The sequence below is a fragment of the Bacillus sp. z50 genome, assembly GCF_058313585.1.
In genome coordinates this window covers 58,364-83,571 of record NZ_JBZFQL010000009.1, presented here as the reverse complement: position 1 = coordinate 83,571, position 25,208 = coordinate 58,364, and the positions used below count along the sequence as shown (strand labels likewise).

At 38.7% G+C, this 25,208-nt stretch carries 24 protein-coding genes, 10 tRNA genes and 1 rRNA gene; 3 read left to right on the top strand and 32 right to left on the bottom strand.

The features are described from left to right. The 12 genes from AC4G3N_RS18290 to AC4G3N_RS18235 all read right to left on the bottom strand — a co-directional run. Window positions 1–328: ribosomal RNA gene (locus tag AC4G3N_RS18290) — 16S ribosomal RNA — on the bottom strand; the annotation flags it as partial. A gap of 112 nt (window positions 329–440) precedes the next feature. After that, window positions 441–514: transfer RNA gene (locus AC4G3N_RS18285), tRNA-Gly, on the bottom strand. A gap of 25 nt (window positions 515–539) precedes the next feature. Further along, window positions 540–616 (bottom strand) — tRNA-Pro (locus tag AC4G3N_RS18280). 6 nt (window positions 617–622) lie between these two features. Further along, a tRNA-Arg gene (locus AC4G3N_RS18275) sits at window positions 623–699 on the bottom strand. Between the two features lie 15 nt (window positions 700–714). Then, window positions 715–801: transfer RNA gene (locus AC4G3N_RS18270), tRNA-Leu, on the bottom strand. Window positions 802–868: 67 nt separating this feature from the next. After that, window positions 869–953, bottom strand: a tRNA-Leu gene (locus tag AC4G3N_RS18265). A gap of 10 nt (window positions 954–963) precedes the next feature. After that, window positions 964–1,039, bottom strand: a tRNA-Lys gene (locus AC4G3N_RS18260). A gap of 4 nt (window positions 1,040–1,043) precedes the next feature. After that, window positions 1,044–1,118 (bottom strand) — tRNA-Gln (locus AC4G3N_RS18255). Window positions 1,119–1,186: 68 nt separating this feature from the next. Then, window positions 1,187–1,263: transfer RNA gene (locus tag AC4G3N_RS18250), tRNA-Asp, on the bottom strand. 10 nt (window positions 1,264–1,273) lie between these two features. Continuing rightward, a tRNA-Met gene (locus AC4G3N_RS18245) sits at window positions 1,274–1,347 on the bottom strand. 37 nt (window positions 1,348–1,384) lie between these two features. Next, window positions 1,385–1,459 (bottom strand) — tRNA-Glu (locus AC4G3N_RS18240). Window positions 1,460–1,664: 205 nt separating this feature from the next. Then, complete coding sequence (locus AC4G3N_RS18235) at window positions 1,665–2,129, bottom strand: SprT family protein (protein ID WP_491090933.1); 465 nt, start codon at window positions 2,127–2,129, stop codon at window positions 1,665–1,667. Between the two features lie 114 nt (window positions 2,130–2,243). Between AC4G3N_RS18235 and cmpA the strand changes: the two genes are divergently transcribed. Then, window positions 2,244–2,363, top strand: coding sequence for a cortex morphogenetic protein CmpA (cmpA, locus tag AC4G3N_RS18230; protein WP_139063802.1), 120 nt, complete (start codon window positions 2,244–2,246; stop codon window positions 2,361–2,363). A 20-nt stretch (window positions 2,364–2,383) separates the two neighbouring features. Here cmpA and AC4G3N_RS18225 read toward each other — a convergent pair whose 3' ends face one another. The 14 genes from AC4G3N_RS18225 to acpS all read right to left on the bottom strand — a co-directional run bounded on the left by AC4G3N_RS18225 (window position 2,384) and on the right by acpS (window position 13,596). Further along, window positions 2,384–4,549 (bottom strand): Tex family protein, encoded by a 2,166-nt coding sequence (locus AC4G3N_RS18225; protein WP_491090931.1) that lies wholly within the window; start codon window positions 4,547–4,549, stop codon window positions 2,384–2,386. Between the two features lie 104 nt (window positions 4,550–4,653). Beyond that, complete coding sequence (locus tag AC4G3N_RS18220) at window positions 4,654–5,256, bottom strand: PP2C family serine/threonine-protein phosphatase (RefSeq protein ID WP_225983640.1); 603 nt, start codon at window positions 5,254–5,256, stop codon at window positions 4,654–4,656. Then, the gene (gene sigB, locus AC4G3N_RS18215; RefSeq protein WP_066102445.1) at window positions 5,253–6,053 is read right to left on the bottom strand and encodes an RNA polymerase sigma factor SigB; all 801 of its coding nucleotides are present in this window, start codon (window positions 6,051–6,053) and stop codon (window positions 5,253–5,255) included. The genes AC4G3N_RS18220 and sigB overlap by 4 nt, the downstream gene beginning before the upstream one ends. Further along, window positions 6,031–6,504 carry an anti-sigma B factor RsbW gene (gene rsbW, locus AC4G3N_RS18210; protein ID WP_066102448.1) on the bottom strand — a complete coding sequence of 158 codons (474 nt, stop codon included), beginning with the start codon at window positions 6,502–6,504 and terminating at the stop codon, window positions 6,031–6,033. The genes sigB and rsbW overlap by 23 nt, the downstream gene beginning before the upstream one ends. Further along, complete coding sequence (locus tag AC4G3N_RS18205; RefSeq protein WP_066102453.1) at window positions 6,501–6,833, bottom strand: anti-sigma factor antagonist; 333 nt, start codon at window positions 6,831–6,833, stop codon at window positions 6,501–6,503. Before AC4G3N_RS18205 ends, rsbW begins: the two co-directional genes overlap by 4 nt. A 62-nt stretch (window positions 6,834–6,895) precedes the next feature. Further along, window positions 6,896–7,906 (bottom strand): PP2C family protein-serine/threonine phosphatase, encoded by a 1,011-nt coding sequence (locus AC4G3N_RS18200; RefSeq protein ID WP_139063803.1) that lies wholly within the window; start codon window positions 7,904–7,906, stop codon window positions 6,896–6,898. An 11-nt stretch (window positions 7,907–7,917) separates the two neighbouring features. After that, complete coding sequence (locus AC4G3N_RS18195; RefSeq protein WP_066102671.1) at window positions 7,918–8,319, bottom strand: anti-sigma regulatory factor; 402 nt, start codon at window positions 8,317–8,319, stop codon at window positions 7,918–7,920. A gap of 4 nt (window positions 8,320–8,323) precedes the next feature. Next, the gene (locus tag AC4G3N_RS18190) at window positions 8,324–8,680 is read right to left on the bottom strand and encodes an STAS domain-containing protein (protein ID WP_066102458.1); all 357 of its coding nucleotides are present in this window, start codon (window positions 8,678–8,680) and stop codon (window positions 8,324–8,326) included. After that, complete coding sequence (locus tag AC4G3N_RS18185; protein WP_066102461.1) at window positions 8,677–9,513, bottom strand: RsbT co-antagonist protein RsbRA; 837 nt, start codon at window positions 9,511–9,513, stop codon at window positions 8,677–8,679. Before AC4G3N_RS18185 ends, AC4G3N_RS18190 begins: the two co-directional genes overlap by 4 nt. Window positions 9,514–9,849: 336 nt before the next feature. Next, entirely contained in the window at window positions 9,850–10,212 is a 363-nt protein-coding gene (locus AC4G3N_RS18180) for a type II toxin-antitoxin system PemK/MazF family toxin (RefSeq protein WP_066102464.1), read from the bottom strand. Continuing rightward, entirely contained in the window at window positions 10,205–10,486 is a 282-nt protein-coding gene (locus AC4G3N_RS18175) for a CopG family ribbon-helix-helix protein (protein ID WP_049672447.1), read from the bottom strand. The genes AC4G3N_RS18180 and AC4G3N_RS18175 overlap by 8 nt, the downstream gene beginning before the upstream one ends. 160 nt (window positions 10,487–10,646) lie before the next feature. Further along, window positions 10,647–11,819, bottom strand: coding sequence for an alanine racemase (gene alr / locus AC4G3N_RS18170; protein ID WP_066102467.1), 1,173 nt, complete (start codon window positions 11,817–11,819; stop codon window positions 10,647–10,649). A gap of 123 nt (window positions 11,820–11,942) precedes the next feature. After that, window positions 11,943–12,956 (bottom strand): LolA family protein, encoded by a 1,014-nt coding sequence (locus AC4G3N_RS18165; RefSeq protein ID WP_225983700.1) that lies wholly within the window; start codon window positions 12,954–12,956, stop codon window positions 11,943–11,945. Between the two features lie 286 nt (window positions 12,957–13,242). Further along, window positions 13,243–13,596 (bottom strand): holo-ACP synthase, encoded by a 354-nt coding sequence (acpS, locus tag AC4G3N_RS18160; protein ID WP_066102473.1) that lies wholly within the window; start codon window positions 13,594–13,596, stop codon window positions 13,243–13,245. Between the two features lie 96 nt (window positions 13,597–13,692). On the opposite strand from acpS, the gene AC4G3N_RS18155 reads away from it, so the two are divergent. Continuing rightward, window positions 13,693–14,280: a rhomboid family intramembrane serine protease gene (locus tag AC4G3N_RS18155; protein ID WP_066102476.1), complete on the top strand. Its 588-nt coding sequence runs from the start codon at window positions 13,693–13,695 to the stop codon at window positions 14,278–14,280. Window positions 14,281–14,362: 82 nt separating this feature from the next. Next, a complete protein-coding gene (locus AC4G3N_RS18150) occupies window positions 14,363–15,502 on the top strand; it encodes an AimR family lysis-lysogeny pheromone receptor (RefSeq protein WP_066102479.1) in 1,140 nt (379 codons plus the stop codon). Here AC4G3N_RS18150 and uvsE read toward each other — a convergent pair. From uvsE to AC4G3N_RS18120, 6 genes are all read right to left on the bottom strand, one after another. Continuing rightward, the gene (gene uvsE, locus AC4G3N_RS18145; protein ID WP_066102482.1) at window positions 15,462–16,448 is read right to left on the bottom strand and encodes a UV DNA damage repair endonuclease UvsE; all 987 of its coding nucleotides are present in this window, start codon (window positions 16,446–16,448) and stop codon (window positions 15,462–15,464) included. The two genes, AC4G3N_RS18150 and uvsE, sit on opposite strands and share 41 nt — an antisense overlap. Before the next feature lie 97 nt (window positions 16,449–16,545). Continuing rightward, window positions 16,546–18,039 carry a degradosome RNA helicase CshA gene (gene cshA, locus AC4G3N_RS18140; protein WP_066102485.1) on the bottom strand — a complete coding sequence of 498 codons (1,494 nt, stop codon included), beginning with the start codon at window positions 18,037–18,039 and terminating at the stop codon, window positions 16,546–16,548. Between the two features lie 765 nt (window positions 18,040–18,804). Continuing rightward, window positions 18,805–20,172, bottom strand: coding sequence for a UDP-N-acetylmuramoyl-tripeptide--D-alanyl-D-alanine ligase (locus tag AC4G3N_RS18135; RefSeq protein ID WP_066102488.1), 1,368 nt, complete (start codon window positions 20,170–20,172; stop codon window positions 18,805–18,807). 212 nt (window positions 20,173–20,384) lie between these two features. Continuing rightward, on the bottom strand, window positions 20,385–21,458 hold the full coding sequence (locus tag AC4G3N_RS18130) for a D-alanine--D-alanine ligase (RefSeq protein WP_066102491.1): 1,074 nt from the start codon (window positions 21,456–21,458) through the stop codon (window positions 20,385–20,387). A 193-nt stretch (window positions 21,459–21,651) separates the two neighbouring features. After that, entirely contained in the window at window positions 21,652–22,419 is a 768-nt protein-coding gene (locus AC4G3N_RS18125) for a hypothetical protein (protein ID WP_139892878.1), read from the bottom strand. Between the two features lie 391 nt (window positions 22,420–22,810). After that, complete coding sequence (locus AC4G3N_RS18120) at window positions 22,811–25,177, bottom strand: penicillin acylase family protein (RefSeq protein ID WP_491090921.1); 2,367 nt, start codon at window positions 25,175–25,177, stop codon at window positions 22,811–22,813. Window positions 25,178–25,208: the final 31 nt, after the last annotated feature.

The following is a 25,208-nucleotide window of genomic DNA, read 5'->3' as shown; positions in this document are numbered from 1 at the left end:
GTCCCAGTGTGGCCGATCACCCTCTCAGGTCGGCTACGCATCGTTGCCTTGGTGAGCCGTTACCTCACCAACTAGCTAATGCGCCGCGGGCCCATCCCTAAGTGTTAGCCGAAGCCAACTTTCCTTCCAACACCATGAGGTGTTGGAAACTATTCGGTATTAGCACCGGTTTCCCGGAGTTATCCCAATCTTAGGGGCAGGTTGCCCACGTGTTACTCACCCGTCCGCCGCTAATCGTTGGGAGCAAGCTCCCTCAGATTCGCTCGACTTGCATGTATTAGGCACGCCGCCAGCGTTCGTCCTGAGCCAGGATCAAACTCTCCGAAAGATGTTTGATCTAGCTAAATTTTAAAGCAAATTGACGAGATTTTAAAAATCTCTTGTTTTTAGACTTGCTTGGCGTTTCGTTTTGTTTAGTTTTCAAAGAACAATCATATAAATGGAGCGGGTGAAGGGAATCGAACCCTCATCATCAGCTTGGAAGGCTGAGGTTTTACCACTAAACTACACCCGCATATTTAATTTAATAGAGAAGTTGATGGTCGGGAAGACAGGATTCGAACCTGCGACCCCTTGGTCCCAAACCAAGTGCTCTACCAAGCTGAGCTACTTCCCGATATAATGGCGCGCCCGAGAGGAGTCGAACCCCTAACCTTTTGATCCGTAGTCAAACGCTCTATCCAATTGAGCTACGGGCGCATAATTTAATTTGGTTGGTGCGGCCGAGAGGACTTGAACCTCCACGGGGTTAACCCCCACTAGGCCCTCAACCTAGCGCGTCTGCCATTCCGCCACGACCGCGTTTTTTTTAACGCGACGACAACAATCATTATATTATTTATTACAACTTAATTCAAGTGGTAATAAATGGTGCGGGTGAAGGGACTTGAACCCCCACGCCGTAAGGCGCCAGATCCTAAGTCTGGTGCGTCTGCCAATTCCGCCACACCCGCATATTTATAATGGTGAGCCATGAAGGACTCGAACCTTCGACCCTCTGATTAAAAGTCAGATGCTCTACCGACTGAGCTAATGGCTCTAAATGGCTGGGCTAGCAGGATTCGAACCTACGAATGACGGAGTCAAAGTCCGTTGCCTTACCGCTTGGCTATAGCCCAAAGGTGTTTTATAACACACTTTTTATTATAATCACTTTTCTTTTATAAGATAAGTGTTATTTTATAAATGGCGGTCCGGACGGGACTCGAACCCGCGACCTCCTGCGTGACAGGCAGGCATTCTAACCAACTGAACTACCGGACCATTTATTTAATTGCGGGGACAGGATTTGAACCTGCGACCTTCGGGTTATGAGCCCGACGAGCTACCAGACTGCTCCACCCCGCGACGATATTAATCTCACTCAAACAATCTGAGGTTTGATTGGTGACCCCTACGGGATTCGAACCCGTGTTACCGCCGTGAAAGGGCGGTGTCTTAACCGCTTGACCAAGGGGCCGTTCATTGCTTACTTTCAGTCTCTTGAGCACTTTTTTCATCTCTCCGCGAGAACTTCAAGCGCCCCAGTCGACTTTATCTATTATAATGAATCTCTTTTAACATGTCAACACTTTTTTTAAAAAGTTTTTTTGTTAAAGTTTTGATGTCATTTTTGCTTTCGGCTTTAATAAGGCCGCTCAAATAAGTTACCATGTTAGCAAGGTCTATGTCAACGATTTTTTTAAAATAATTTTTCCGCGACATTTTCCACATACATATTTCTTCGTATCAAGCTGTCTTTTCCGTCTATATTCCAGGCCGCATGACCGGCATTCGTATAGCCATTTCACAGGGCGTACAGCACGGATATTGCTTTCCAGGGCTGAGCAAAAACGAGGTGAGTTGGTCTTTGCCATCAATTGTTTAAAGTCCCGATCTCCATGCCTGTATCCCTTCCCTTGGAGGTGCAGGTGATAATGGCATAATTCATGTTTTATAATTCCCTTTATCTCTTCCATTCCTAATTCATCTAAGTATCTTCGATTAATTTCAATATTATGGCTGACTAATAAATACCGTCCGCCTGTTGTCCTTAATCTGTTATTAAAGATTACCTTATGAGTGAATGGTATCCCAAAATCCTCTATGGATATTTTTTCAACTAATTTCTGTAATTCCCGGTCCGTCATAAGTTAAACCTCCACACTTTTAAAGTAACAAACCCGGCGGCTGTTACATACAATAAATTAACCATGGGCTTATCACCTATTTATAGTACAACATTTATGAAAGGAGGTCTAAATATGCCTGCTTGGTTGCAAAACCAAATCCAAAGAGCCTTTCTTGAAAAAAACAGCAAGCAAGTGCAACTATTGAATCAATGTTGGTTTTTTTATAAAAAAAGCATTGCCCAATACGATTAAGGCAATGCTTCACGTTTATATTATCCAGCCGGATTTATCATTGTAAGGGCAATTCGTTCTTTAGGTATATCTACTTGATCAACCCAGACAGTCACCACATCCCCAACTGATACAACATCCATTGGATGCTTTACATATCGTCTGCTCAATTTCGAGATATGAACTAGACCGGCCTGCTTTACGCCGATGTCAATAAATGCGCCAAAATCAACGACATTACGAACAACGCCTTGGAGCTCCATCCCTTGCTTAAGATCCTCCATCTTCAGTACATCAGATTTTAATAGAGGTGCAGCCAATTCGTCACGCGGATCTCTTTCTGGTCTCATCAAGGCATCCAGAATATCTCCCAATGTGATTTCGCCAACATTCAATTTCTCCGCCATTTCACTTTTCTTCACCGTGGTTAGCGCTTCTCTTAATCGTTCACTTCCTAAATCATCCGTTGTGAAACCGAGCATTTTCAATAAAGAACGAACGGACTGATAGTTTTCAGGATGTATGGATGTCCGATCAAGCGGCTCTTCCCCACCAATTACTCTTAAAAACCCAATGGCTTGTTCATAGGTTTTCGCACCAAGCCTTGGAATCTTTTTTAAAGAAGCCCGATTTCGGAATGCTCCTTCTTCCTCTCTCTTTTTTACGATATTTTGGGCTACAGACTTGGAAAGACCCGCCACATATTGCAATAGGGAAGGAGAGGCTGTATTCACATTAACCCCCACTCGGTTTACTGCCGTTTCAACCACAAAACCAAGTGACTCATTCAGTTTTTTTTCTGAAACATCATGTTGATATTGCCCTACACCTACAGATTTAGGATCTATCTTCACCAATTCCGCCAAGGGATCCTGTAGTCTTCTTGCAATCGAGACCGCACTTCGCTGCTCCACCTGTAAATCTGGAAACTCTTCTCTTGCGATATCTGATGCCGAATAAACACTTGCACCGGCCTCATTTACAATTACGTAATAGATTTTTTCACTTTGCTTCTTCAACGTATCTGCAATGAATTGTTCTGTCTCTCGAGATGCTGTTCCGTTCCCGATTGTGATGATTTCTATGTTATATCTTTTGAGTATAGACAGAATAGCCTCCGTTGCCTCTTTCTTTTTAGCTACTGGCGGATGCGGATAAATCACTCCTACCTCAAGCATTTTCCCTGTAGGATCGACTACTGCATATTTACAGCCTGTACGATAAGCCGGATCTACACCCAATACCATTTTTCCCTTTAAAGGCGGCTGAAGCAGTAAATTTCTGAGATTCTCAGAAAAAATATAGATAGCTTGGTCTTCAGCCTTTTCCGTCAACTCATTACGAATCTCCCTTTCAATAGAAGGCTGAATCAATCGCTTATAGCTATCTTCTATTGCTTCCTTCATAATCACTGCACTCGGATTGGCTGTATTCAAATTCATTTTTCTAGCGAGATAATCCAGTATTTTCTGTGTATCGGTTTTGATGGAAACTCGAAGCACTCCCTCTTTTTCACCACGGTTAAGTGCCAAAATGCGATGAGGAACTATTTTTCCTATTGCTTCATCATAGTCGTAGTACATCTCAAATACCTTTTTCTCATCTTTCTTCTCATCTTTACTAACAGATTTAATCAAGCCAAACTTAAATGTTTCATCCCGAATCCATTTTCTGAAAGAGGCATTATCAGAGATATTCTCTGCTATAATATCTTTCGCACCATCTAAAGCTTCTTCTGGCGTTGTCACTCCCAACTCCACATCAACAAATTGAGCAGCTTTTTCAAGTGGGTTTGCAGTTTGAGGAGCTTCCATGATCCATTTCGCCAACGGTTCTAATCCTTTTTCTTTTGCGACCGTTGCTTTTGTGCGACGCTTTTGCTTAAAAGGACGATACAAATCTTCAATAGTTTGCAGTTTTACTGCCTTGATGATTTCACGTGATAACTCCTCTGTGAGTTTCCCTTGCTCCTCAATAATACGCAGGACTTCTTCCTTTCTTTTTTCCAAATTATCGAGATAGGTCCACCGCTCAGAAATTGTTCTAATTTCAACCTCATCCAATGAGCCGGTCATTTCTTTTCGATAACGCGCTATAAATGGAATCGTATTACCATCCTCTAAAAGCGCCAATACATTGGATACTTGACTCCCCTTCACTGAAAGCTCTGACGCTATATATTGAACCAATTCACTCTTCGACTTCATTAACAAACCTTCCCTCTGCAAATAATTACCTTTATAGTATCATAACCTTTTCTGCTACAAATACTGGACTCTCATAAATAACACAAAAAAGAAGTCTCTTATAATTATAAAAGACTCCCAAAAATGAATGTAATATCATCGTTCAAGGCACTATTTTGACTTTCTAATTTTTTCGCAGTTTCTTCAAGAGAACTAGCATTTCGCAGGAAATTTTTCGTCCCCTTCATTTCAAATCCATCGGAGTGAATGAAAAATTTAGTGGACGGAGTATATGTAAACTGTTGAGTATGGAATTTCTGCTTTCTTCCAGATAAATATCCGGTTACAGGTAGGGGATAGATCATTTTATCATTTGGAGGATATAGATAGAAACGGATATTACCAACACAGCTGTACTGAAATTCTTTCTTTTTGAAGTCCACTTTTAAAATAGCGACAGCGGCGCCTCGCTTTCTTAGCAGGGCCTGATTACATCGTTCCATAATATCTCCAACATCCTCGCTCTGATACTCCCGAACTACATTAGTAACTGCCCGAGAGGATTCATGAGCAAACTCCCCTGATCCTAATCCATCTGCGATGACACAAATAAAGTAATCATCCGTCACTTCATAAAAATAGTCATCACCACATAACAGCTTTCCTTGTTTAGGTGATTGAGACACAATTAATTGCACTCTACTATCCCTTAGCACTTCTTGATTCACCGTATATACTCCGAATTCTCAGCATTAATGGCTTCCTGCAGTTTTTTTATAGCACGGCGTTGAAGACGGGATACATGCATTTGAGATATACCTAATCGATCTCCCGCTTCCTTTTGACTTAGATTTTCTAGATAGGTGTATTGTATGATTTTCTTTTCGCGATCTGACAATACATGGAGAACTTTCTCCAAAACCAACCGCTGATTCACCTTTTCATATCCTTCATCCACATTTCCGAAGATATCTAACAAAGTGACTGTTCCGCCGTCTGAATCCGCCTCGATTGAGTGATCCACTGATAGCGCCTGATAACTTTTACTCATTTCCATCGCTTCTAAAACTTCTTCCTCAGAAACTTCTAAGTACTGAGCAATTTCTTCAATCTTAGGAGAACGATGCAATTCTGAGGTAAGTTCTTCAACAGTCGACTTGATTTTTGGACCAAGCTCTTTAATTCTGCGAGGAACGTGAACACTCCATGTTTTATCACGTAAAAAGCGTTTAATCTCTCCAATTATCGTCGGGACAGCAAAAGCCTCGAAGCTTTTTCCGAAGGAATCATCATACCTGCGAATCGCACCCAGCAATCCAATCATGCCAACCTGGGCAATATCCTCATGATATGATTTTCCCTTTGAATACTTTCTCGCAATCGTTTCAACTAGCCCGGTATAGTGCTGAACAAGTTGAGCCTGTGCTTCTTCATCTCCATGGAGTTGATAGGCTTTAATCCATTCCGTGACTTGGTCTCTCATTTGTGCCTTTTTCTCATCACTAGTTTGAGATTGTTTCTGCATCACTCTCCACCTGCTCTCCCTCAAGAAACTTCGTCATGAATACTGTCACACCTTCATTATGGTGTATTTTCACTTCATCCATGAGCGTTTCAATCAGATATAGACCTAATCCTCCTTCTCTTAAGAATTCCACTGATTGGTCTCTCTCATAAGGCCCCAAGCCTTGTCGCACCTCTTCAAAATCACAGCTTTCGCCATTATCGACTACCATTACTTCAAGACGGTCTTCATATAATCCAAAGCCTATGATAACTTCCCCATCCCGCTCGCCCTTGTACGCATGCTGAACTGCATTTGTACAAGCCTCGCTCGTAGCAATTTTCAAATCTTCTATACTATCATATGAAAACCCCATACGGCTGGCTATTCCTGATAAAGTTAATCTCATTACCCCGATAAATTCAGGTTTTGCAGGTATCTTCATTTCAATATATTCGTATGTTTCACTCATTGCGTTCCACCCTCTGCATGGCTTTTTATATGGATTATATCCGCTAAACCAGTGATTTCAAAAAGACGATGTAATCTCTCTGATAGTCCGATGATTCTAAAATCCCCATTGTGCGCTCGAACATTTTTAAATAATCCTACAAATACCCCAAGACCTGTGCTGTCCATATAAGAAACATCGGTTAAATCAATAATCATGACTACTTTATCTTGATCCGACAAAGGAAATAGTGTCTCTCTTAACTTCGGTGCTGTGTATGCATCTATCTCGCCTTTAACATTTACATGTATTTCAGAATTTACATTCTGTACATCAATAGAAATATTCATGAATTTGTACCTCTCCTCAAAAAGTCATGTTCCGCTATCCTTCTTTACCCGAAATTATCCACTTAAAACTTCCGTCTCATAATTATCAAGGTAAAATCATCTCTTAATTGAAAATGTTGCATCTTTTCCAACTTTTTATAGAGATTGTTTACAATGGTTTGGGCATCTAAATGAATAGATTCCCGAATAAATTGAACCAACGTATCTCTTTCTATAAATCCCTCATTTGTCCTGCACTCTGTTACCCCATCAGATAGAAGGATAATCATATCGCCTATTTCAATCTTTCTTTCATATTGCCTGTATACTGTTTTTTTATCTACACCAAGCAACAGACCCTTAGCAGTTAACTCGGTAAATTCATTTTTTTCGTAATTATAGAAAAATCCCGGTTCATGGCCTGCTGAAGCATATGTAAAAATATGATTTGAGGGATCATATAGACCATAAAACATCGTTATGAACATACTCGGTCCAACATTTTGCTCCACAACACGGTTAATACTTTCCAGAACACTCGCTGGGGATGTGCGATGCTCCGGCAAAGAATCCATCGCGTACTTAATCATGGACATACATAACGCCGCCGGTATCCCTTTGCCAATAATATCAGCAATCGCTACAGCCACTCGATTATGCTCATCCTGAACAAAATGAAAATAATCTCCGCTCATGTGCTTAGCCGGAACACTTATGGCTCCAATTTCAAGATTTTTTAGTACAGGAACTCGCGTTTCCAATAAAGTCTGCTGAACATTAGCCGCTATCTCCATCTCACTCTTCAGTTCTCTTTGTTGATGGCGGAGACTCTGTAATTCACGAAAGGCTACACCATACTCCATCATAATTTCCAACAAAAAATCAAAAGAGTGGCTGACTTCTTCCGAAATATCAGGAAGTATTTCTTTTAGCGTATTTTTATGCAAACTTATTATCTCTTCAGGTGATACCATCTGTTCTATAGCTTCTTTGCTGATTTTATGTCCGAGATATAACGCTTTTTCCGTATGCTCTTTCAAGTAATTCGAGAGAGCTTCACGGTATCTTTCCTCCATGCACTCTCTATTTTCCACATACCTTCCCCCTATCGGAGCCATTTAGTAGACATTATTCGCGTACCCTTTCCAACATCAGAGTCAATATCAAAGTCATCCATCAATCTCTTGACTCCCGGCAAACCAGCTCCCAGACCTCCCGATGTTGTATATCCATCTTCCATTACTCTTCTTATATCACTTATTCCCGGACCATTATCCTCTGCTATGACTCTGAGACCCGTTCTCCCATTGTCATAGACTTTTTCAATGCATATTTGGCCCTGCCCTGCATAGAGATAGATATTCCTTGCTAATTCACTTATGGTTGTGGTTATTCTTGCCTGATCCACGGTGCCAAACCCCAACTCTTTGGCCACATTTCTGCCCACTTGTCGGGCTGCAACAATATCCCACTCATTAAGAATTTTTACGTAGGATTGGGTGCTCATCATGCTAGTCCCCCAGTTCCTTTTGTAATTTCTCCAAACCCTTTTCAAGATCCAAAGCTGTCATCACATCGGATAATGTAATGCCCAATTCAATTAATGTGATGGCAACTGCAGGCTGTATCCCTGTAATCACTACTTTTGCTCCCATTAATTTTGACATGTCAATGACATCGCCAAGGACTTTAGCTATAAAAGAATCAATGATATCTACTGAAGTTAGATCAATCACCACTCCATTTGCATTTGTTTCATGTATCTTATGCAGTAAATCCTCCTGAAATTGCAGCGCTGTTGCATCATCCAATTCCCATTGAATAGAAATCAGGAGACAATCATGCAACTTTAATATCGGAATCCTCATACTAATTCCTCCGGGGTTACGATAATTTTTCTATTTGTAATTTCCAGGGCAGCCTCTACACCCTTTTTCAATGTATTTTTAGTTATGATTTCATCTAAGTTAATGCCGAGGTTGACAATTGTTTGAGCAATCTCCGGACGTATTCCCACCAACATACAACGGGCACCAACCAAACGAACAGCCTCTGCTGCCTGAATAATATGATGAGCCACCATAGTGTCAACAACAGGCACTCCAGTAATATCAATCAACACTACCTCAGAACGATGCTTTACTACGCCATCCAAAAGATTTTCCATAATTTGTCTCGCGCGTTCTGTATCTATTGTACCTATAAGAGGCATTACAGTAATCCCTTCAAACACAGGAATAAGAGGTGCTGATAATTCCTGGAGTGCAATTTTTTGCAAAGAAACGGTTCGTTCCCACGTAGATGTATAAACATTCAGAATTTCATTATTTAAAGGGGTAATCCACTCGTCAAAATCCAGCACAATCTCAAGCTGATTTTCCTTTGTCATTACCCCTTCATTTACCATACCGTCTGTAACAACTACATTAAATGCTTTCAATCCCTCATTCACAAATGTTAACGGCCAGCCTAAACGAATAATTTTAGCTGCAAAATCACTAAGTTTCACTTTAAATTCTTCATCAGAATCTTTAATATTAGAAATCAGCACTTCAATAAATTCATTACTGGTGTGAATAAACATTTGATCTGAAACAATCTTCACGACTCGATCATCCGCTTTATCCTTTACACGTTCAATCCACTGCTGCAAAATGATGTCTTTATGACCCTGGATATAGTTTTGCACAAGTTTATTCATTAGTTCCTCCTCCATCAAGTTTTCTGTTAGATTCTTTTATATGGATACATGTACTTTAATTTATTTAATAATTTCAAAAAAACCATATTCACAAACTATTATAAACACTTAAAAAGGAAATAGGAAATCTTAAATTCCTTCGTAATATTGCCGTAATACAGCAACAACGTATTTGTAATTTCTATAACCTGTACTTCATTCCCTTTTTGTCACTAACTTAAACCAAAAATAAGTTTTTCTAAGTTAAAAAGTGCAAAAAAACTGCCAAGAATTCGGATTCTTGGCAGCCTAACCTTCAACACAGAAGTATATTTATTATTTATAATCTTTTTACTATTACAATTCCACGAGTCCCAGACTGATTTGGAGCGCATTATCAACCTTACGCATCATTTCATCATCCAGCTGTGTTATTTTATCTGTCAATCTCTGCTTATCAATTGTTCGAATTTGTTCAAGTAAAATAACAGAATCGCGTTCGAATCCATATTTTTGGGCGTCAATTTCTACATGGGTCGGCAGTTTCGCTTTTTGTATTTGAGCCGTAATTGCCGCAATAATTACGGTAGGGCTAAATCGATTTCCGATATCATTCTGAATAACAAGTACAGGTCTTACCCCTCCTTGCTCAGATCCAACCACTGGAGACAAATCAGCGAAATACACATCACCACGTTTAACATTTAAACCCTTATTCACCGCTAACTAAACGCTCCACAGCATGTTCAGCTTCATATTCTGCCTGGAAAGCTTCTGCAGCCATAGTTAAATTAATATTGGCCATCTCCATATATCCACGGCGCATGGATTCGCGAAACTCTTTCTTTTTGCGTTCTTGCAAATACATTTTAGTTGCTTGATAAATAAATTCGCTTCGATTCACATTTTCTTCTCTCACGTATCCATCCAACTCACTTAGCAAATTTTGGGGCAAGCGTATTAGAATTTCCGTAGTTGCACTGGACTCAGACACAGGCAAACACCTCCACCATCACTACAAACCACATAGTTCTTTACTATTATATCTTACCATTATTACTTCTGCATGCAAAGGTGTCTAATACATTTCTTTCTTATTATGAGGCTAAATAGTTGTCCTTTATTCATTATTCATGCACATATGTGTTAAATAATTAATAATGAAATAACTGATTTACAGTTTCAACAATTAAACCATCCTGCTTATACACTCGAGGGACTCTGCTTGATAGTTGACAAATAACCTCGTAATTAATCGTTTCTAATTTCTCGGCGATCTCATCAACTGTAATTGTCTCATCACCATCGTTCCCGATAAGAGTAACCACTGTATCCTCAGGAACAGACTGATCTAATTTAACCATGCACTGATCCATACAAATGCGTCCGACAATAGGTGCTCTATGTCCTTTAACCAGTACAGATTGCCCAGATAGTTTTCTGATCCATCCATCCGCATATCCAATAGGCAAAGTGGCTATCCATTCAGGCTCACTCGCTGTATACGTTGCACCGTACCCAACTGTATCACCCATTGAAATCTTCTTGATTTGCTTTATCTTTGTATAAAGAGATAAGGCAGGCTTCAACGTTACTGGGAGGTCTTTTGATATTTCCGGTGATGGACTTAAGCCATACATGGAAATACCAAGCCTTACTGTATTGAAATAGGCATCAGGATATCTCATAGCTGCCGCACTATTACTAGTATGAATGTAAGGCGGCAAGTATTCCATATTATCAAGAATCTCCTTGAATTTCAACAATTGGTTTTGAGTTTTGTCCAAGTCCAGCTCATCTGCACTGGAAAAATGAGTGAATATACCTTCAAGATGAATATAATCTTGATTCTTAAGCATATATTCTATTTCTTTCATCTCTTGTATATTCCTTATCCCAAGTCTGCCCATGCCTGTATCAATTTTTATGTGTATATTTAGCGGTTGCTGTATATTTTCTTCCTGTAAATATGCTATAGCTTTCCCTATCCAATCAATGTCATGTACATTTAAAGAGATATTGTACTGCACGGCTACCTTGGAGTCTTCCGCCCTAGTGGAACCTAGTACTAAGATCGGCACTTTTATACCTGCCTGACGAAGCCTGATCGCCTCATCCAAGAAAGCTACGGCCAAACTGGTTGCTCCGGCACCTAATGCCACTTCAGCCACTTGCCGATCTCCATGTCCATATGCATTTGCCTTTACAACCGCCATGATGTCAGTAGTTTGAGGCAACAGATGCCTAATCTGTTCAACGTTATGCTTTATATGATCTAAATTGATTTCTGCCCATGTATCTCTATAGGATAATTGACTATTTTTCATAAGAGGTTTACCTACCTTTAGATGATTATAATTTGATTATTCCCCTTAATGAAAGGATAGTCAATTCATTCCTCAGAAACTAAAAAGAAATAGACCTGCCTTTATTAACAGGTCCATCCACTTCTATTTTTCTGCAGTTTCCTGCACTGATTTCGCAACCATGATCATCTCGTCTGATGTGAGATTTTTTGCAGCGAGCATGAAATCTATCCCTTCATAAGACCAGGATATTGAGTTTTCTGTCATATTGCCAATTGTGAATCCTAAATCAACTGGCTCACCTTCTGCTATGGTGACCGCAGCTTCTTTGACAATCTTTGATTTAGTTTCAATTAACGTGTATTGTTTTTCATCACCCGCAAATGTCAGAACGGCTCGTTTTCCTTCCTCTGTTTTGATCATTTTCTCTCCTGCAGGCTCCACACCCTGTATCTCGGCTGTTGGATATTGAGCTTCAAAATCAATATCTTCTTCAGAAGACATTACCGGCACTTCCAATTGCGCTCCTGTCATATTCTTTTTCACATCAAAATCACTATTACTGTAATTCGGATTGAACTTCGTTTTTTCAAATTCAACCTGAACTAATGCATTACGATCAGAATCCATTACATCTACACTTACAGGCTCTAGTGTTTTGCGGTCAAATTTCACGACCTGCAATGGAAGCATCTTATTGTTCTGATATCTTGTTTTTGTCTCAAACACATAACTATCATCTGTTGCCTTAAAGGTTGCATCCTTATCAACAGTTACATCTGTAATTAAAGACTCATACAGATAGGCCTGCGAGCTGTTTTTTGGCCACTCACTTTGAAACTTAAAACTTTTATTAAGCGCTGGAGTTAATACAAATACCCCTTCTTCATTCCGCAGGATGATTTGACTTTGATCCTTTTGAGCATTTTTCAAGTTTACCCGGTAATTTGATGGAGATTGATACCATACTTCCACATCATATACTTGTGGTTCTGTACCCATTTTTAAAGTCATTTTCGCATCTGCTTTGTATCCCTTTAATTCATTCATCTTTTCCGTTAACGCATCCACAACTTCAGTTTGCGATTTTTCCCCGCAGCCTGCTAAGACCAACATAAATCCCAATGTCAGCGTCAGCATCATTAACCTCCTCAAGATCTCATCCCCTTTTAACAGTAGTAAGTAAAAGGGAGAGGAAAGCCCGATCCGGTTTGTTCATTTACATTCCAGTACATTTTTAAGATACATCCTTTCAAAACATTCTTTATTTCTGCTATTCTTATGTTAATTCAATAACGCTGTTGAAAGCCCGCAAAGAGTGTTTTATCTTAAATACATATGGGTAGTAAATGTCCAAAACAAGGCCTTGTCTCTCCAATTCGTTAATTGAATATATGAGACAATCCTTCTGAATATGTGCTTGCGGGGGACAAACAATTTATTTTTATCGTTTTTCAAGTAGAACCTGGGCAGCCGCATATTGTTTAGTATGGGTAATACTTAAGTGTGCCTTTACCTCTAAAGGATGTTTGATAATCGGTTTACCATTCTTATCAGGAATAATGCTAATATCATGGAACGATAGTTTACCGCCGATACCTGTACCATTTGCTTTTGAAAATGCCTCTTTAGCAGAAAATCGTCCGGCAAGCCACTCGATTTTTCGATTTTCACCAAGTGACAGATAGTATTCCTTTTCATCTTCAGTTAGTATACGATCAACAAATTTCGGCTGCCGTTTAAGAATATCTCTCACTCTCTCAAGTTCAATAATATCGATACCAATTCCAACAATCATTGGTTCACACCCTCACAATTTATATAGCTATTTTAGTTTAAACATTACCTCATTATAAATGATTTACCAAATCTTATTATGTTAGGATGATGTCTTTTGTTCACTCGTACCGAAAGTTTCGGGCAATTTATCCGTTTTTACCCGGGAGTCAGTCTTTTAACAGCTGTGTGTATAGTTCTTTTTATTATCACTTCTTTACCAATCTCTCTTGGAAGAGATCTTTACACCTTATTAAGCGGAGTTAACTTATTCATTGCAGAGGGTGAATATTGGAGATTGGTCACACCAATCTTTCTTCACATTGGCTTTTCCCATCTATTATTCAATAGTTTCTCCTTAATTATTATTGGTCCTGGACTGGAAAATATATTAGGTACATTTAGATTCAGTCTCCTTTTTATACTGTCCGGTACCCTTGCAAATGTTCTTACATTCTTTGCAGAACCTTTAATGTATGCTCATGTGGGAGCCAGCGGTTCCATTTATGGGCTATTTGGATGTTTTGCCTATATCATCTTTTTTAGAAAAGATTTAATTTCGCAGCAAAATTCACAGGTTATACTAGCTTTAATTATTATCGGGGTAGTCATGTCTTTTTTCCAATCATCCATTAATATCACAGGGCATATTGGCGGCCTTATAATGGGCTTTGCACTCTCCCGTCTATTTTTAGTTAATCGATAATTAGATGAATCTATTTCCTCTCTAGGAAAAATTAACTATAATAGAAATAGCATCTTTAAATTAGAGAGAGAAGGTAGAAGCTATGGATTTATCATTCAGTGAATTTTTGATTCCTCAACCCATAAAAGGAAATGGCCAAGAATGCCTTACATTTTCTATCCCTGAATGGATGAATTTATCTGACACCTTCTCTATTCATACATATGAACAGTATCATCCAATCTATGTCATGCAGGCAATGGCTTCTGTATCACTAACAAATGAAAAGGAAGCCTTCAAAATTGTAAAATCATATTACTGCAAATGTACATCTGGAGTAGTTCAGAAACTCTTTGTCCTGGAATATTTATTCCGTTTAGGATGCATGGATTGGATTAAAACATTAATACTCGAAGATTCCTCCAACCCAGAAAATAATGAATTAAGAAATGTATTTTCTATTTATATTGCTCAGGCAGAGGCTCAGATCGATAACTCAGAGCTTATTGATCAAGCATTTAATCTGTCTTCAAGCTGTTTAGAAATTAATATTGCTTCTATCATTTCACATATGTATGGGATTAGTCAGTTAAGATTGCAAGAGCCACTCAATAAATTAATAAAGGCTGTCGAACCCATGCTTTTACTATGTAAAGAGGAGGATTTGCTGTCTATCTTTAAAATACAGCTTGGAGAAATGTATTTAGTCTCTATGTTATGCAGCAGCACAAATCCAGAGAACGTTCGAAACGCCTGCCAACAATACTTTAACAATAAAGATTTATTGCAACAATTCCCTACTCTGGAAATCAGCCTGTCTCACATCATAGCTCATTCTTATATGTTCGATAGCTTCCCTATAGCAAAAGAATGGGTTACGAAGGGATTAGCTCTGCTGAAAAATGTCCATATGCAACGCAGACCTTATTTGGAGGCTTCACTTAATTGTTCTTTGGATATATTCAGGAGCTTATGGCGCAGAGAATTGGATATACAACCGACATCCCCATCTGAAAAAGCCTATCGTTATATGGTAACTGGCCAAACACATCTAGGAAGCAAGATATTAGAGACTTTGCAAACAGAAAAAGGATCACTCACCCTTTTTGAACACTTTTATTTAGCTATTGGTAAAGGTCCTCATGAATTACGAGAGGCACAGAACCTTTTCATACATAGCCGTAATTACTATTATGCCAAGCTTATCGACTTTCATTTGTCACAGGCTCATACGAAAATATAGCACCATCCATTATTTTAAAGCCATCTAGCAATTTTAATTGCTCAATCAACTTGAAAACAGCAAAATCTTTATGCTTAGCCTCCAGCATACAATCAACTTGGCTTGTCAAATTATTATTCCCCTGCACTAATTCCATCATTTCTTCTTTTTGCACATGATCAGCATGTGCTTTTTTATTTTTTTCATTCTTCGGGGATGAAAGATGGACTTTAACAGGCAAGCTTGAATTACTCCAGGTTTGCACAATCCTTGGCCAGTGATCTTTCCAATCTCCCTGACAGTTTTGTTTATGATGGTGTAAATCAAATACCATTGGAATGGATAGTTTTTCACATAGGTAAAGGGTATCCTGTATGCCAAATAGCGTATCATCATTTTCCAATATAATCATTTCCTGAATATCCACAGGCACATATCCCCAATTATGAATAAATTGTTCAAGAGCTTGTTCCTTATCTTGATATAAACCACCAATATGTAATACACAACGATGTTTTGGCGATAATCCAAAAGCTTTTAGTAATCGAAAATGCATCCTTAATGTCTTAATTGATGTTTTCAAGATATTCTTATCTTCACTATTTAAAACAACGAAGTGATCCGGATGAAAATCAATTCTCATATGAGAATGCTTTTTTAGATATTCTTTAATCGCACTTGTTTCCTCTTTTATACCGGCCATATAGTTCCAATCTTCTAAATCCGGATGGTTGGCAAGTGGTATTAATTTTGAGGAAAATCGAAAGAATTGGATACCATTTACTTCATTATGAATTAATAAACGAAGGCAGTTTTTAAGATTGGTTTTTGCAATTTTCTCCAGTCTTTTTATAGCGGCTTCTCTATTTGCCAGCTTGCTGAATTGCGCATATGTCATTGTTTTTGAGGGGGATGCATTTTTCAATTCCATACTCATAGCTACATAACCTAAGCGAATAATAGTCATAAGATTTACTCACCTCCTATGCTTATTATGAACAATGGAAGGTAATTCATTACAAAAAGGCCAATCCTAATGTGTAGGATTGGCCTTTATTTAAATCTTATTTACTTGTGTTTTTTGGTTTAGAGTTTGAGTAAGACTTTCTGCGTCCACCTTGATTGGTGCTGCTGCTGCGTCTTCTGTCTCCGCCACCACGGCTATCTCTGTCTCCGCCTCTGTTATATGGACGTTTGCTTCCGCCACCTTTTCCGCCTTTATAGCCATCTTTGCGGAATGGAAGTGGTCTCTCTTCTGAGATGGTTACAGGCTTTTCATCCGGCTCTCTAATGAACAATTTCAATGCTGCAGCAACTAATTCCTCTGCAGTATGATCTTCTATCATTTCTTTAGCCAACGGAAGATATGCCGTTAAGTCCTCAGAAGAAACAACATTGTACAATTTTTCTTTTACAGTTCTTTGCTGTCCTTCAAGCGCATCTGTAACAGTTGGAGCTTTTATACGCTCCATTTTCTTTTTAGTGGTGCGTTCAACCACTTCAAGATAAGACATTTCACGTGGAGTTACGAATGTAACTGCCATACCTTCTTTACCCGCTCTTCCTGTACGTCCAATACGGTGAACATAACTTTCAGGATCCTGAGGAATATCAAAGTTATAAACATGAGTAACACCGGAAATATCAAGACCACGTGCAGCCACATCCGTAGCTACCAATATATCGACTGCTCCCTCTTTAAACTTGCGTAAGACTGACATACGACGTGCTTGTGTCAAATCACCATGGATTCCTTCAGCTGTATAACCACGTACTGTTAATGCTTCTGCTAATTCATCAACACGACGTTTAGTACGGCCAAATATAATAGCTAATTCCGGCGTATGGATATCAATTAGACGAGTTAATGCATCGAATTTTTCTCTTTCCGGAACACGTACATAATATTGGCTGATTGCCGGTACAGTCATTTCTCTCGCTTTTACACGAACTGTTTTTGGTTCATGCATGAATCTTTCGGCTATACGACGAATTGGATCAGGCATAGTTGCAGAGAACAATAGAGTTTGGTGATTATCTGGAACAGAAGATAGAATAGATTCAATATCTTCAATGAATCCCATGTTCAACATTTCATCTGCTTCATCAAGAACTACAGTATGAACATTGTTCAAACGAATTGTTTTTCTGTTAATATGATCCAACAGTCTGCCTGGTGTACCCACGATGATATGCGGACGTTTTTTTAACGCACGGATTTGACGAGTTATATCCTGACCGCCATATACTGCCAGAACGCGGGAACGGTTGCCTGCTCCGATTTTGTAAAGCTCTTCAGAAACCTGAATAGCAAGTTCACGTGTCGGTGCAATGATTAATCCCTGAATTTCGTCTCTTTTTACATCGATTTTTTCAATCATCGGAATTCCAAACGCAGCAGTTTTACCAGTACCTGTTTGAGCTTGTCCGATTAAATCCCCACCCTGCAATGCAAGTGGAATCGTTTCAGATTGGATTGGAGTTGCTTCTTCAAACCCCATGCCTTCTACTGCTCTTAATGTGTCGCTGCTAATTCCTAATTCACTAAATAATGTCATTAATTTTTCTACCCCCAAGATAGGTGTTATTTTAACAATTGCTTCAATATATTTTTCATTCCTGTAAAACAGGATTACGGTCAATTTAATCATGCCTGTTGCACAGGGTTCGATCTCACAAAAAAAAGCGGCCGTCAGTATCCCGGCAGCATGAGTTCATAAGTCCAATTCATTTGGAAAATTTTCATGAAACGCATGTATTTAACTTATGTTAACAAAAACAGACCGGGATTGCAAATAATCGCACTTGCAATATTCTATTATGCTATTTTTCCTGCTTCAAATCTTCAAGCTATTAACAGATACTTTTGTGGTTCTAAATTAGCTAATTTAAGAACTGTATTCTCCCTTTTTAAAGCCGTTGATGGGTGAAGAATAGGCGCTGCACACTAATCTTGTACACGATAAGCCGTTATAGTCACGATTTGTTTTAAATAAAATAGAGGTATATAAACATATTTACAGAATTTTGTTTGTAGTACACATAGATGATTTATGCCAGGACTCGATTTATACAAAGCAATCGGATCTTGGTATCAAAATTAAATAAAATATTACATTTACCTACTAATCAATCGATTGATTAACTAACCTAGTTTAGTGTGCAGCATAAAAACGCCAATTAACTAATAAATAACCTCTATTTACATACAGTTATATATTACCCAGATTTCATTCAAATCATGCAGATATGTATGAAATTTTTAAAAATGTCATTCATCCTTAAAGAATGAATGACATCGTGGGATAGTATATCTTTAAGGTTTAGTCTTGAAGGCTACGAACGACTTCTTCAAGTCTCATCCCTCTCGAAGCTTTGACCAACACAATAGAATGTTCATCAATGACTTCTTTTAACTTCAATGATAATTGATCCTTATCACTGAAATGATAAATGCGTTCTTTATTCAAATTTTCTGCAGCACCTTCGGCAATCTTTTCAGCCAATTTACCATACGTAAAGACATAATCAATCTCCTCTGTGATTAATTCACCCATTTTGGAGTGATACATCTCTTCCTCTGGTCCCAATTCAAGCATATCGCCTAGTACAAGAATCTTCTTGCCCGTACCTGTCATCCCTTTCACTAATTCAATAGCTGCTTTAACTGAAGTCGGGCTGGCATTATAAGCATCGTTTATGATTTTTTCGCCTCTCGCTCCAAAGGATACTTCCATCCGCATATTAGATAGTTTTACTTCAGCAAGGCCTGTCGTGATTTGTTCCCAGGAGACTCCCATCGTTCTGCCAGCAGCTATCGCCGCCAATGCATTCAGCACATTATGATTGCCTAAGAGCGGCAATACGAAAGGATGATTACCATCTACATCAATTGTAAATTCCATTTCATTCTCTCCTGCTTTGCTTTGAACAGGATAATAGTCATTTGTTATGCTGCTGCCAAAGGTAATCTGTTTATAGGCATGCTTGGATACCCTGCTTAGCAGAAGAGGTTCATCCCCATTAAAAATGAGTGTTCCATCCTTCTTTAAACCCTCGACAATTTCCATTTTGGCGTCTGCAATTCCTTCGCGAGAACCAAGGTCAAGTAAATGCGCCTCACCAATATTAGTAATAATCGCTACATCAGGTTGTCCAATCTGTGAAAGGAGTGAAATCTCCCCACTGCTGCTCATTCCCATTTCTAGAATCAGGATTTCTGTATCTTCCGGAGCAGACAGAATCGTAAGTGGCAATCCAATGTGGTTGTTATAATTTCCACTTGTTTTATGTACCCGATATTTTGTTTTCATGATCGAGGCGGTCATATCTTTAGTAGTCGTTTTCCCATTACTGCCTGTAATTCCGACCACTTTCGTATCCAATTCATGTAAATATGCTTTAGATAACTGTTGTAATGCCTTTAAACTATCCTTAACAAAAATCAGTGCTCTGTTTTCAGGAGGATTCGGTGCATCTGATTCCCAAAATGTAGCAGCTGCTCCCTGAGCGAATGCTGCCTCTACATGATTATGTCCATTGCTATTTTCACCCTGCAAAGGAACAAATAGATTGCCTTCCTCGATTTTTCTTGTATCATTTGTTACTCCTGAAACAAGTATATCTTTGAAACCTTCATTTATGCTGCCATCTACCATAGCTGCAATTTCAGCCAATGTACGTTTGATCATATTAATCCTCCATTACCCTTTATCATCCCTGAAAAAAAACAGATACAGCCAATTAAATAATCGGCTGTACAGCATTCCTCTGCCGTTTAATTGAGTATGCATAACCCTATCAATAGTAATAAGCCGGAAATGATGTTCGTAAATCAACCCATCGAGAATATCTAATGCGCAGATTCTTACATTTCTCATTTATACAGCCAGGCTACATTATATTAAATAGTATATTTAATTTTTTGCTTTTCAGCATGTCTTTCAATAGCTAAATTAATCAGTTTTTCAATTAATTGCGGATATTCCACTCCAGTGTGGCTCCAAAGTAATGGGAACATACTGAATGGCGTAAATCCTGGCATTGTATTTACTTCATTAATATAAGCTTTTCCGTCATGTGTAAGGAAGAAATCTGCCCTTACAAGCCCGGAACAATCCAATGCTTTGTATGCCTTAATTGCCATGTCATGCAGCATTTGATATTCTTCCTGAGAAATCTCTGCAGGTATTACCAATGCTGTATCGCCATCTTCGTATTTGGCTTTATAGTCATAAAACGCTTTTTTCGGAATAATTTCCCCTGCAACAGAACACTCAGGATAATCATTTCCAATAACGCCAATCTCAACCTCTCTTGCAGTAACACCTTCTTCAATGATTACTTTTCGGTCGAATTGGAATGCCTCTTCAAATGCTTTATGCAGCTCTTCAGCATTTTCACATTTACTAATCCCAACACTGGAACCTAAGTTAGCCGGTTTAACAAAACATGGATATCCCAATGCTTTTTCTACCTCTTGGCATACCTTTTCTTCATTTCCGCTCCATTCTGAACGTAAATAAGAAACATAACCAACCTGCCCTAACCCAGCCTGGGCAAATATATTCTTCATGATTACTTTATCCATACCTGCTGAAGAAGCAAGAACACCATTTCCTACATACGGAATATTAAGCAGCTCGAGCAACCCCTGCACTGTACCATCTTCGCCATTAGGGCCATGTAATAATGGGAAAATAACATCGAATGCATCATCAGATCCGTTAGCGATAATACTGTTAAAACCAGTTGTTTGAACAGCCTGACTTCTGTGGTCAAATTCCAGCTCTTTAACAGATTCAACTGGTCCTTGTAATTGCGGTCCTTTAATCCATTCCCCCTCTTCATTTATGTAAATCGGATGTATCTCATATTTAGATGAATCCAATGCTTTGATGACTGCCATAGCAGTTTGCATGGATACTTTATGTTCAGCAGATTTTCCACCATATAATAATCCTAGTTTAATTTTCATTGAATTTACCCTCCGTTAATTGATACATAATATATTGTATCATTTCCTTTTCAGAACATTAAATTAATATGTGACAGGTACTTTTTATAGGAAAAACTTATATTCTTCTTATTATATGCATATTCGAACATAATTTGTGAACCTGAATATCTGTATAATAAATTAGGAAAACCTCCTTAATTTTACAGGAGGTTTATTTTCCATCTATGACCCATTCCTTCATTTTCTTCTGATAAACGAGATTAACAGTTTGCCGTTTTTGGTATATCGTCCTTAATTCATCTCTCAGCTCATCTTCATGCCGATAATCTCCAACAACCCACACTGGAATCTCGATAGTTTGTCTTGTTTGAATTGACTTATGAAAGCTGATGATTACGCCCTCATTAAACAAAGGGGATAACTGTTTCAGAATCTCTGTAGGGATTATTGCGTTCTCTGTTTTTTTTCTACCGCCCAGCCATAATCGATCCGGCTTATTTATCTCCACATGCTCAGGAATTAGCTTGGAAATTAACTGGTAAAAATCATTCCAATACCGGTAATAAACTTTATTATAAAAGCCATCCTCTAATGTTAAATAGACAAACCGATTATTTAATTTTGGATAAAAGGGAGATCTTAGATGGTTAAATGTATGTCTGATATACAGGATTTCAGCGATTTCCCATGGAGCTAATTCTTCCAGCCCCTCAATATCCTCAAAATCAATCCAGCTTATATGCCCATACTCCTTCCCACTTTCTTTATAATATTTCTTATATGAGGGAAAGGAAACATAATTAAACTGTGTATGCATATCATATTCAACATCCATAAAAGGATGATCCAATAATAAAACATTTGGCGGCGGCTCTTTCAACGATTGCATAAAACTAAAAAAGTCTATGCCAAATGAAGCTACAAAATGCTCAGCTTCTTGTTTATGAAGGTATATAAAATCTCTTTTACCATGTTTCAATACAAACCCCTCCGGCATGTCTTCATCAATACGATGTTAGGTGGCTATTAGACTATTTTGATTAGTCAAGCCTACATCTAATTACCTATCCCCTGCTTATCCTATCGGTGTAAATAGTTTCTCCTTTATTCTAGACGATATTAAACCAAAAAAGATTCAAAAAACCGTAAAAAAATTATATTGTAAAGTTGTTGTAACATTGGTAATCCTTTAATCTGACCTGTAGCAAAAAGTGAGTAGGCACCAGCCTTATTTTTTAAATAAAGATTAAAATTATATAATCCCACTGTTTTAAAAGATTCAAACTTTCTCGTATAAAATTATAAGACTTTTTTCCCAACATTACTAAACTTACGCACCGTTTTAAATTATTTTACTTATTCGGAAAATACTACCTTTTTATTTTTGGTATTAACCGGAGCTTGACTCCATTCTTTTCATTTAGTTTCGTTAGATGATATGTCCCTGTAACCCAATCTTCCATTTGGTTTTGGTACCATTCGCTTCCCAATTGCCCGGACTGTCCTGGTCCGACTATATGTGAGGCCTTGGATAAATCAGAGAGATCCGCAATAAACCTCCATGATCCTCCATGATTAATAGTTCCCTTCGTATCGTAACCAGCTGCCTGAACCGTAACCGCACTTCCCCCACTCTCTAGTTCCCCCTTATAATTAAACACATATTGAAGAGGACTGACTGAGGATAGCGGATGCTTAAATTGAATTTGGTGATAATCCCCCCATCTCCAATTAGAAAGAACCTCTCCCTGTATCTCTTTCCCTTTTGTAACAGCTTTCTTCAAGCTGGTTTCCAGCACCGTCTTTAAGCCACCCTTGTCTTCAATCCAAATACTCTTTTCACCATTTAACGCTTTTCTAAGAAGCTGATCAACAGCTTGCTTTCTGCCTCTGAAAAGGGTGAGCATTTCTTCAGATATATCATCTGCGAATAAGGTGTCCGAGATTTCTGCCATCCATAGTTGGAAGAGTAACGGAGCTGCCATTTCTTTGTCATCCATGTAATTCCAGTCCTCTAAAACATCAATGGCCTCTGTTTCTTTAGTCTCTGATAGTTCTTCTATAAACTTCGGCAGGAACTCCTCCGCCTGCAGATTTCGCTGATCCATTTGCAAATTCTTCATCTCTTCAATCGTTAATTTATCATTGCCTGAAAGAACTTCATCAATCCTCATTTGGCGATAGGGCTGGGCCCAATCATGGCTTATATGATACGGATAGTGTTCATCTGTTACTTTATTATTAGCCGTTGATATGTATCCTTTTTCAGCATTAATCGTACGCGGTAATTCGTTGTATGGAATATATCCAACCCACTCATTTTCTCCCGTCCAGCCTTCTACCGGTAAAAGAGCATCCTGCTTATCTTTTCGAATAGGAATCTTCCCATTAGCCTTATAAGCAATTGTTCCTTCCTTTGAGGCAAAGACAAAATTTTGTGCCGGCGATTCAAAATCCTCCAGCGCTTTTTCGAATTCGGTCCAATCTTTTGATTTACCCATATTAAGCACGGCTTCCAGCTCATTTGAGGGTTGCAAAGCGGTCCACTTTAAAGCCAAAACATGCTCCTTGCCAACACTTCCTAAAAATTCTGAGATGACAGGCCCATGACGTGTAATGGTTATTTTAAAATCCTCCGATTTCTGTCCTTTTATCTTTATCTTCTCATGAATAACCTGAGCTTTTTCCCATTCTTTTTTGTAAAGAAATTCATCTTCCTGTTCAGGGTTTCTCTTCTCAATATATAAATCCTGTACATCAGGACCCACATTCGTAACTCCCCATGCAATAGTTAGGTTATGACCTAAAATGATTCCAGGAATACCGGCAAATATGACACCGCTAACATTATAGCCAGGCCCTTCCAAATGATTTTGATACCAAACAGAGGGGGTGGCCAAAGATAAATGTGGATCATTCGCCAATAATGGTTCTCCAGATTGGGTCTTCTCACCTGAGACTACCCAATTATTGCTTCCGTTATATTCATTCGGGACAACAGAAGAAGATAAACTGCCTTCTATGTCGAGTTCATCCTTGGTTATATTCACTGGTGCTCCTGCAGGGTAGCTTGGGAATAGTTCATATGCTTTTTCCTTCGGGAAACTTTGCAGCAAATAGTGACGAAAAGCCTGACTGTTCCAGTTTCCTCCCAAATCAAAAGCCATATACTTACCAATCGTCAGTGAATCAATCGGAGTCCACTCCTCTGGCTCATACCCAAGAAAGGTAAATTCTATCGGCCATTTCCCTTTGGCCTTTTTTTCTTTTATGTAGGCATTTACACCCTCAGCAAATGACTGAAGTATTTCTCTTGCCTCCGGTGAATAGGATTCATAAGAATCTTCAGCAGCTCTCCTCAAACCTAGCGTTCGGAAATATTTATCGTTTTTAAGCATGGCTTCCCCTATTACTTCACTTAATCTGCCTGATGCCTGCCTTCTTGATAAATCCATTTGAAACATCCTATCCTGAGCCTGTACATAACCTTGGGCAAAAAATAAATCCTGTGTATCATCGGCCTTTATATGCGGAACTCCTTCTTGATCACGCAAAACCTCTACCTCATTATGTAAACCCAAAAGTTCAAGTTCACCTTCCATTTGCGGTAAAGGCCGTTTAACAAAATAAACCGCTCCCAGTGAACCAATTATAAGAATGACTACTAAAATAGCAATTACCCATAAACTAATTTTCTTCCCCTTTGACACCCGTTTCCTTGGAATCTCCATTTCCATAATATACCACCTCTCATGCTTTTTACATTCT

Excerpts from the sequence above, each read along its gene's own strand:
- AC4G3N_RS18235 (WP_491090933.1), bottom strand. The coding sequence starts at position 2,129 with ATGACGGACCGGGAATTACAGAAATTAGTTGAAAAAATATCCATAGAG.
- cmpA (WP_139063802.1), top strand. The coding sequence starts at position 2,244 with ATGCCTGCTTGGTTGCAAAACCAAATCCAAAGAGCCTTTCTTGAAAAA.
- AC4G3N_RS18225 (WP_491090931.1), bottom strand. The coding sequence starts at position 4,549 with ATGAAGTCGAAGAGTGAATTGGTTCAATATATAGCGTCAGAGCTTTCA.
- sigB (WP_066102445.1), bottom strand. The coding sequence starts at position 6,053 with ATGCAGAAACAATCTCAAACTAGTGATGAGAAAAAGGCACAAATGAGA.
- rsbW (WP_066102448.1), bottom strand. The coding sequence starts at position 6,504 with ATGAGTGAAACATACGAATATATTGAAATGAAGATACCTGCAAAACCT.
- AC4G3N_RS18205 (WP_066102453.1), bottom strand. The coding sequence starts at position 6,833 with ATGAATATTTCTATTGATGTACAGAATGTAAATTCTGAAATACATGTA.
- AC4G3N_RS18195 (WP_066102671.1), bottom strand. The coding sequence starts at position 8,319 with ATGAGCACCCAATCCTACGTAAAAATTCTTAATGAGTGGGATATTGTT.
- AC4G3N_RS18190 (WP_066102458.1), bottom strand. The coding sequence starts at position 8,680 with ATGAGGATTCCGATATTAAAGTTGCATGATTGTCTCCTGATTTCTATT.
- AC4G3N_RS18185 (WP_066102461.1), bottom strand. The coding sequence starts at position 9,513 with ATGAATAAACTTGTGCAAAACTATATCCAGGGTCATAAAGACATCATT.
- alr (WP_066102467.1), bottom strand. The coding sequence starts at position 11,819 with ATGAAAAATAGTCAATTATCCTATAGAGATACATGGGCAGAAATCAAT.
- acpS (WP_066102473.1), bottom strand. The coding sequence starts at position 13,596 with ATGATTGTTGGAATTGGTATCGATATTATTGAACTTGAGAGAGTGAGA.
- AC4G3N_RS18150 (WP_066102479.1), top strand. The coding sequence starts at position 14,363 with ATGGATTTATCATTCAGTGAATTTTTGATTCCTCAACCCATAAAAGGA.
- uvsE (WP_066102482.1), bottom strand. The coding sequence starts at position 16,448 with ATGACTATTATTCGCTTAGGTTATGTAGCTATGAGTATGGAATTGAAA.
- cshA (WP_066102485.1), bottom strand. The coding sequence starts at position 18,039 with ATGACATTATTTAGTGAATTAGGAATTAGCAGCGACACATTAAGAGCA.
- AC4G3N_RS18135 (WP_066102488.1), bottom strand. The coding sequence starts at position 20,172 with ATGATCAAACGTACATTGGCTGAAATTGCAGCTATGGTAGATGGCAGC.
- AC4G3N_RS18130 (WP_066102491.1), bottom strand. The coding sequence starts at position 21,458 with ATGAAAATTAAACTAGGATTATTATATGGTGGAAAATCTGCTGAACAT.
- AC4G3N_RS18120 (WP_491090921.1), bottom strand. The coding sequence starts at position 25,177 with ATGGAAATGGAGATTCCAAGGAAACGGGTGTCAAAGGGGAAGAAAATT.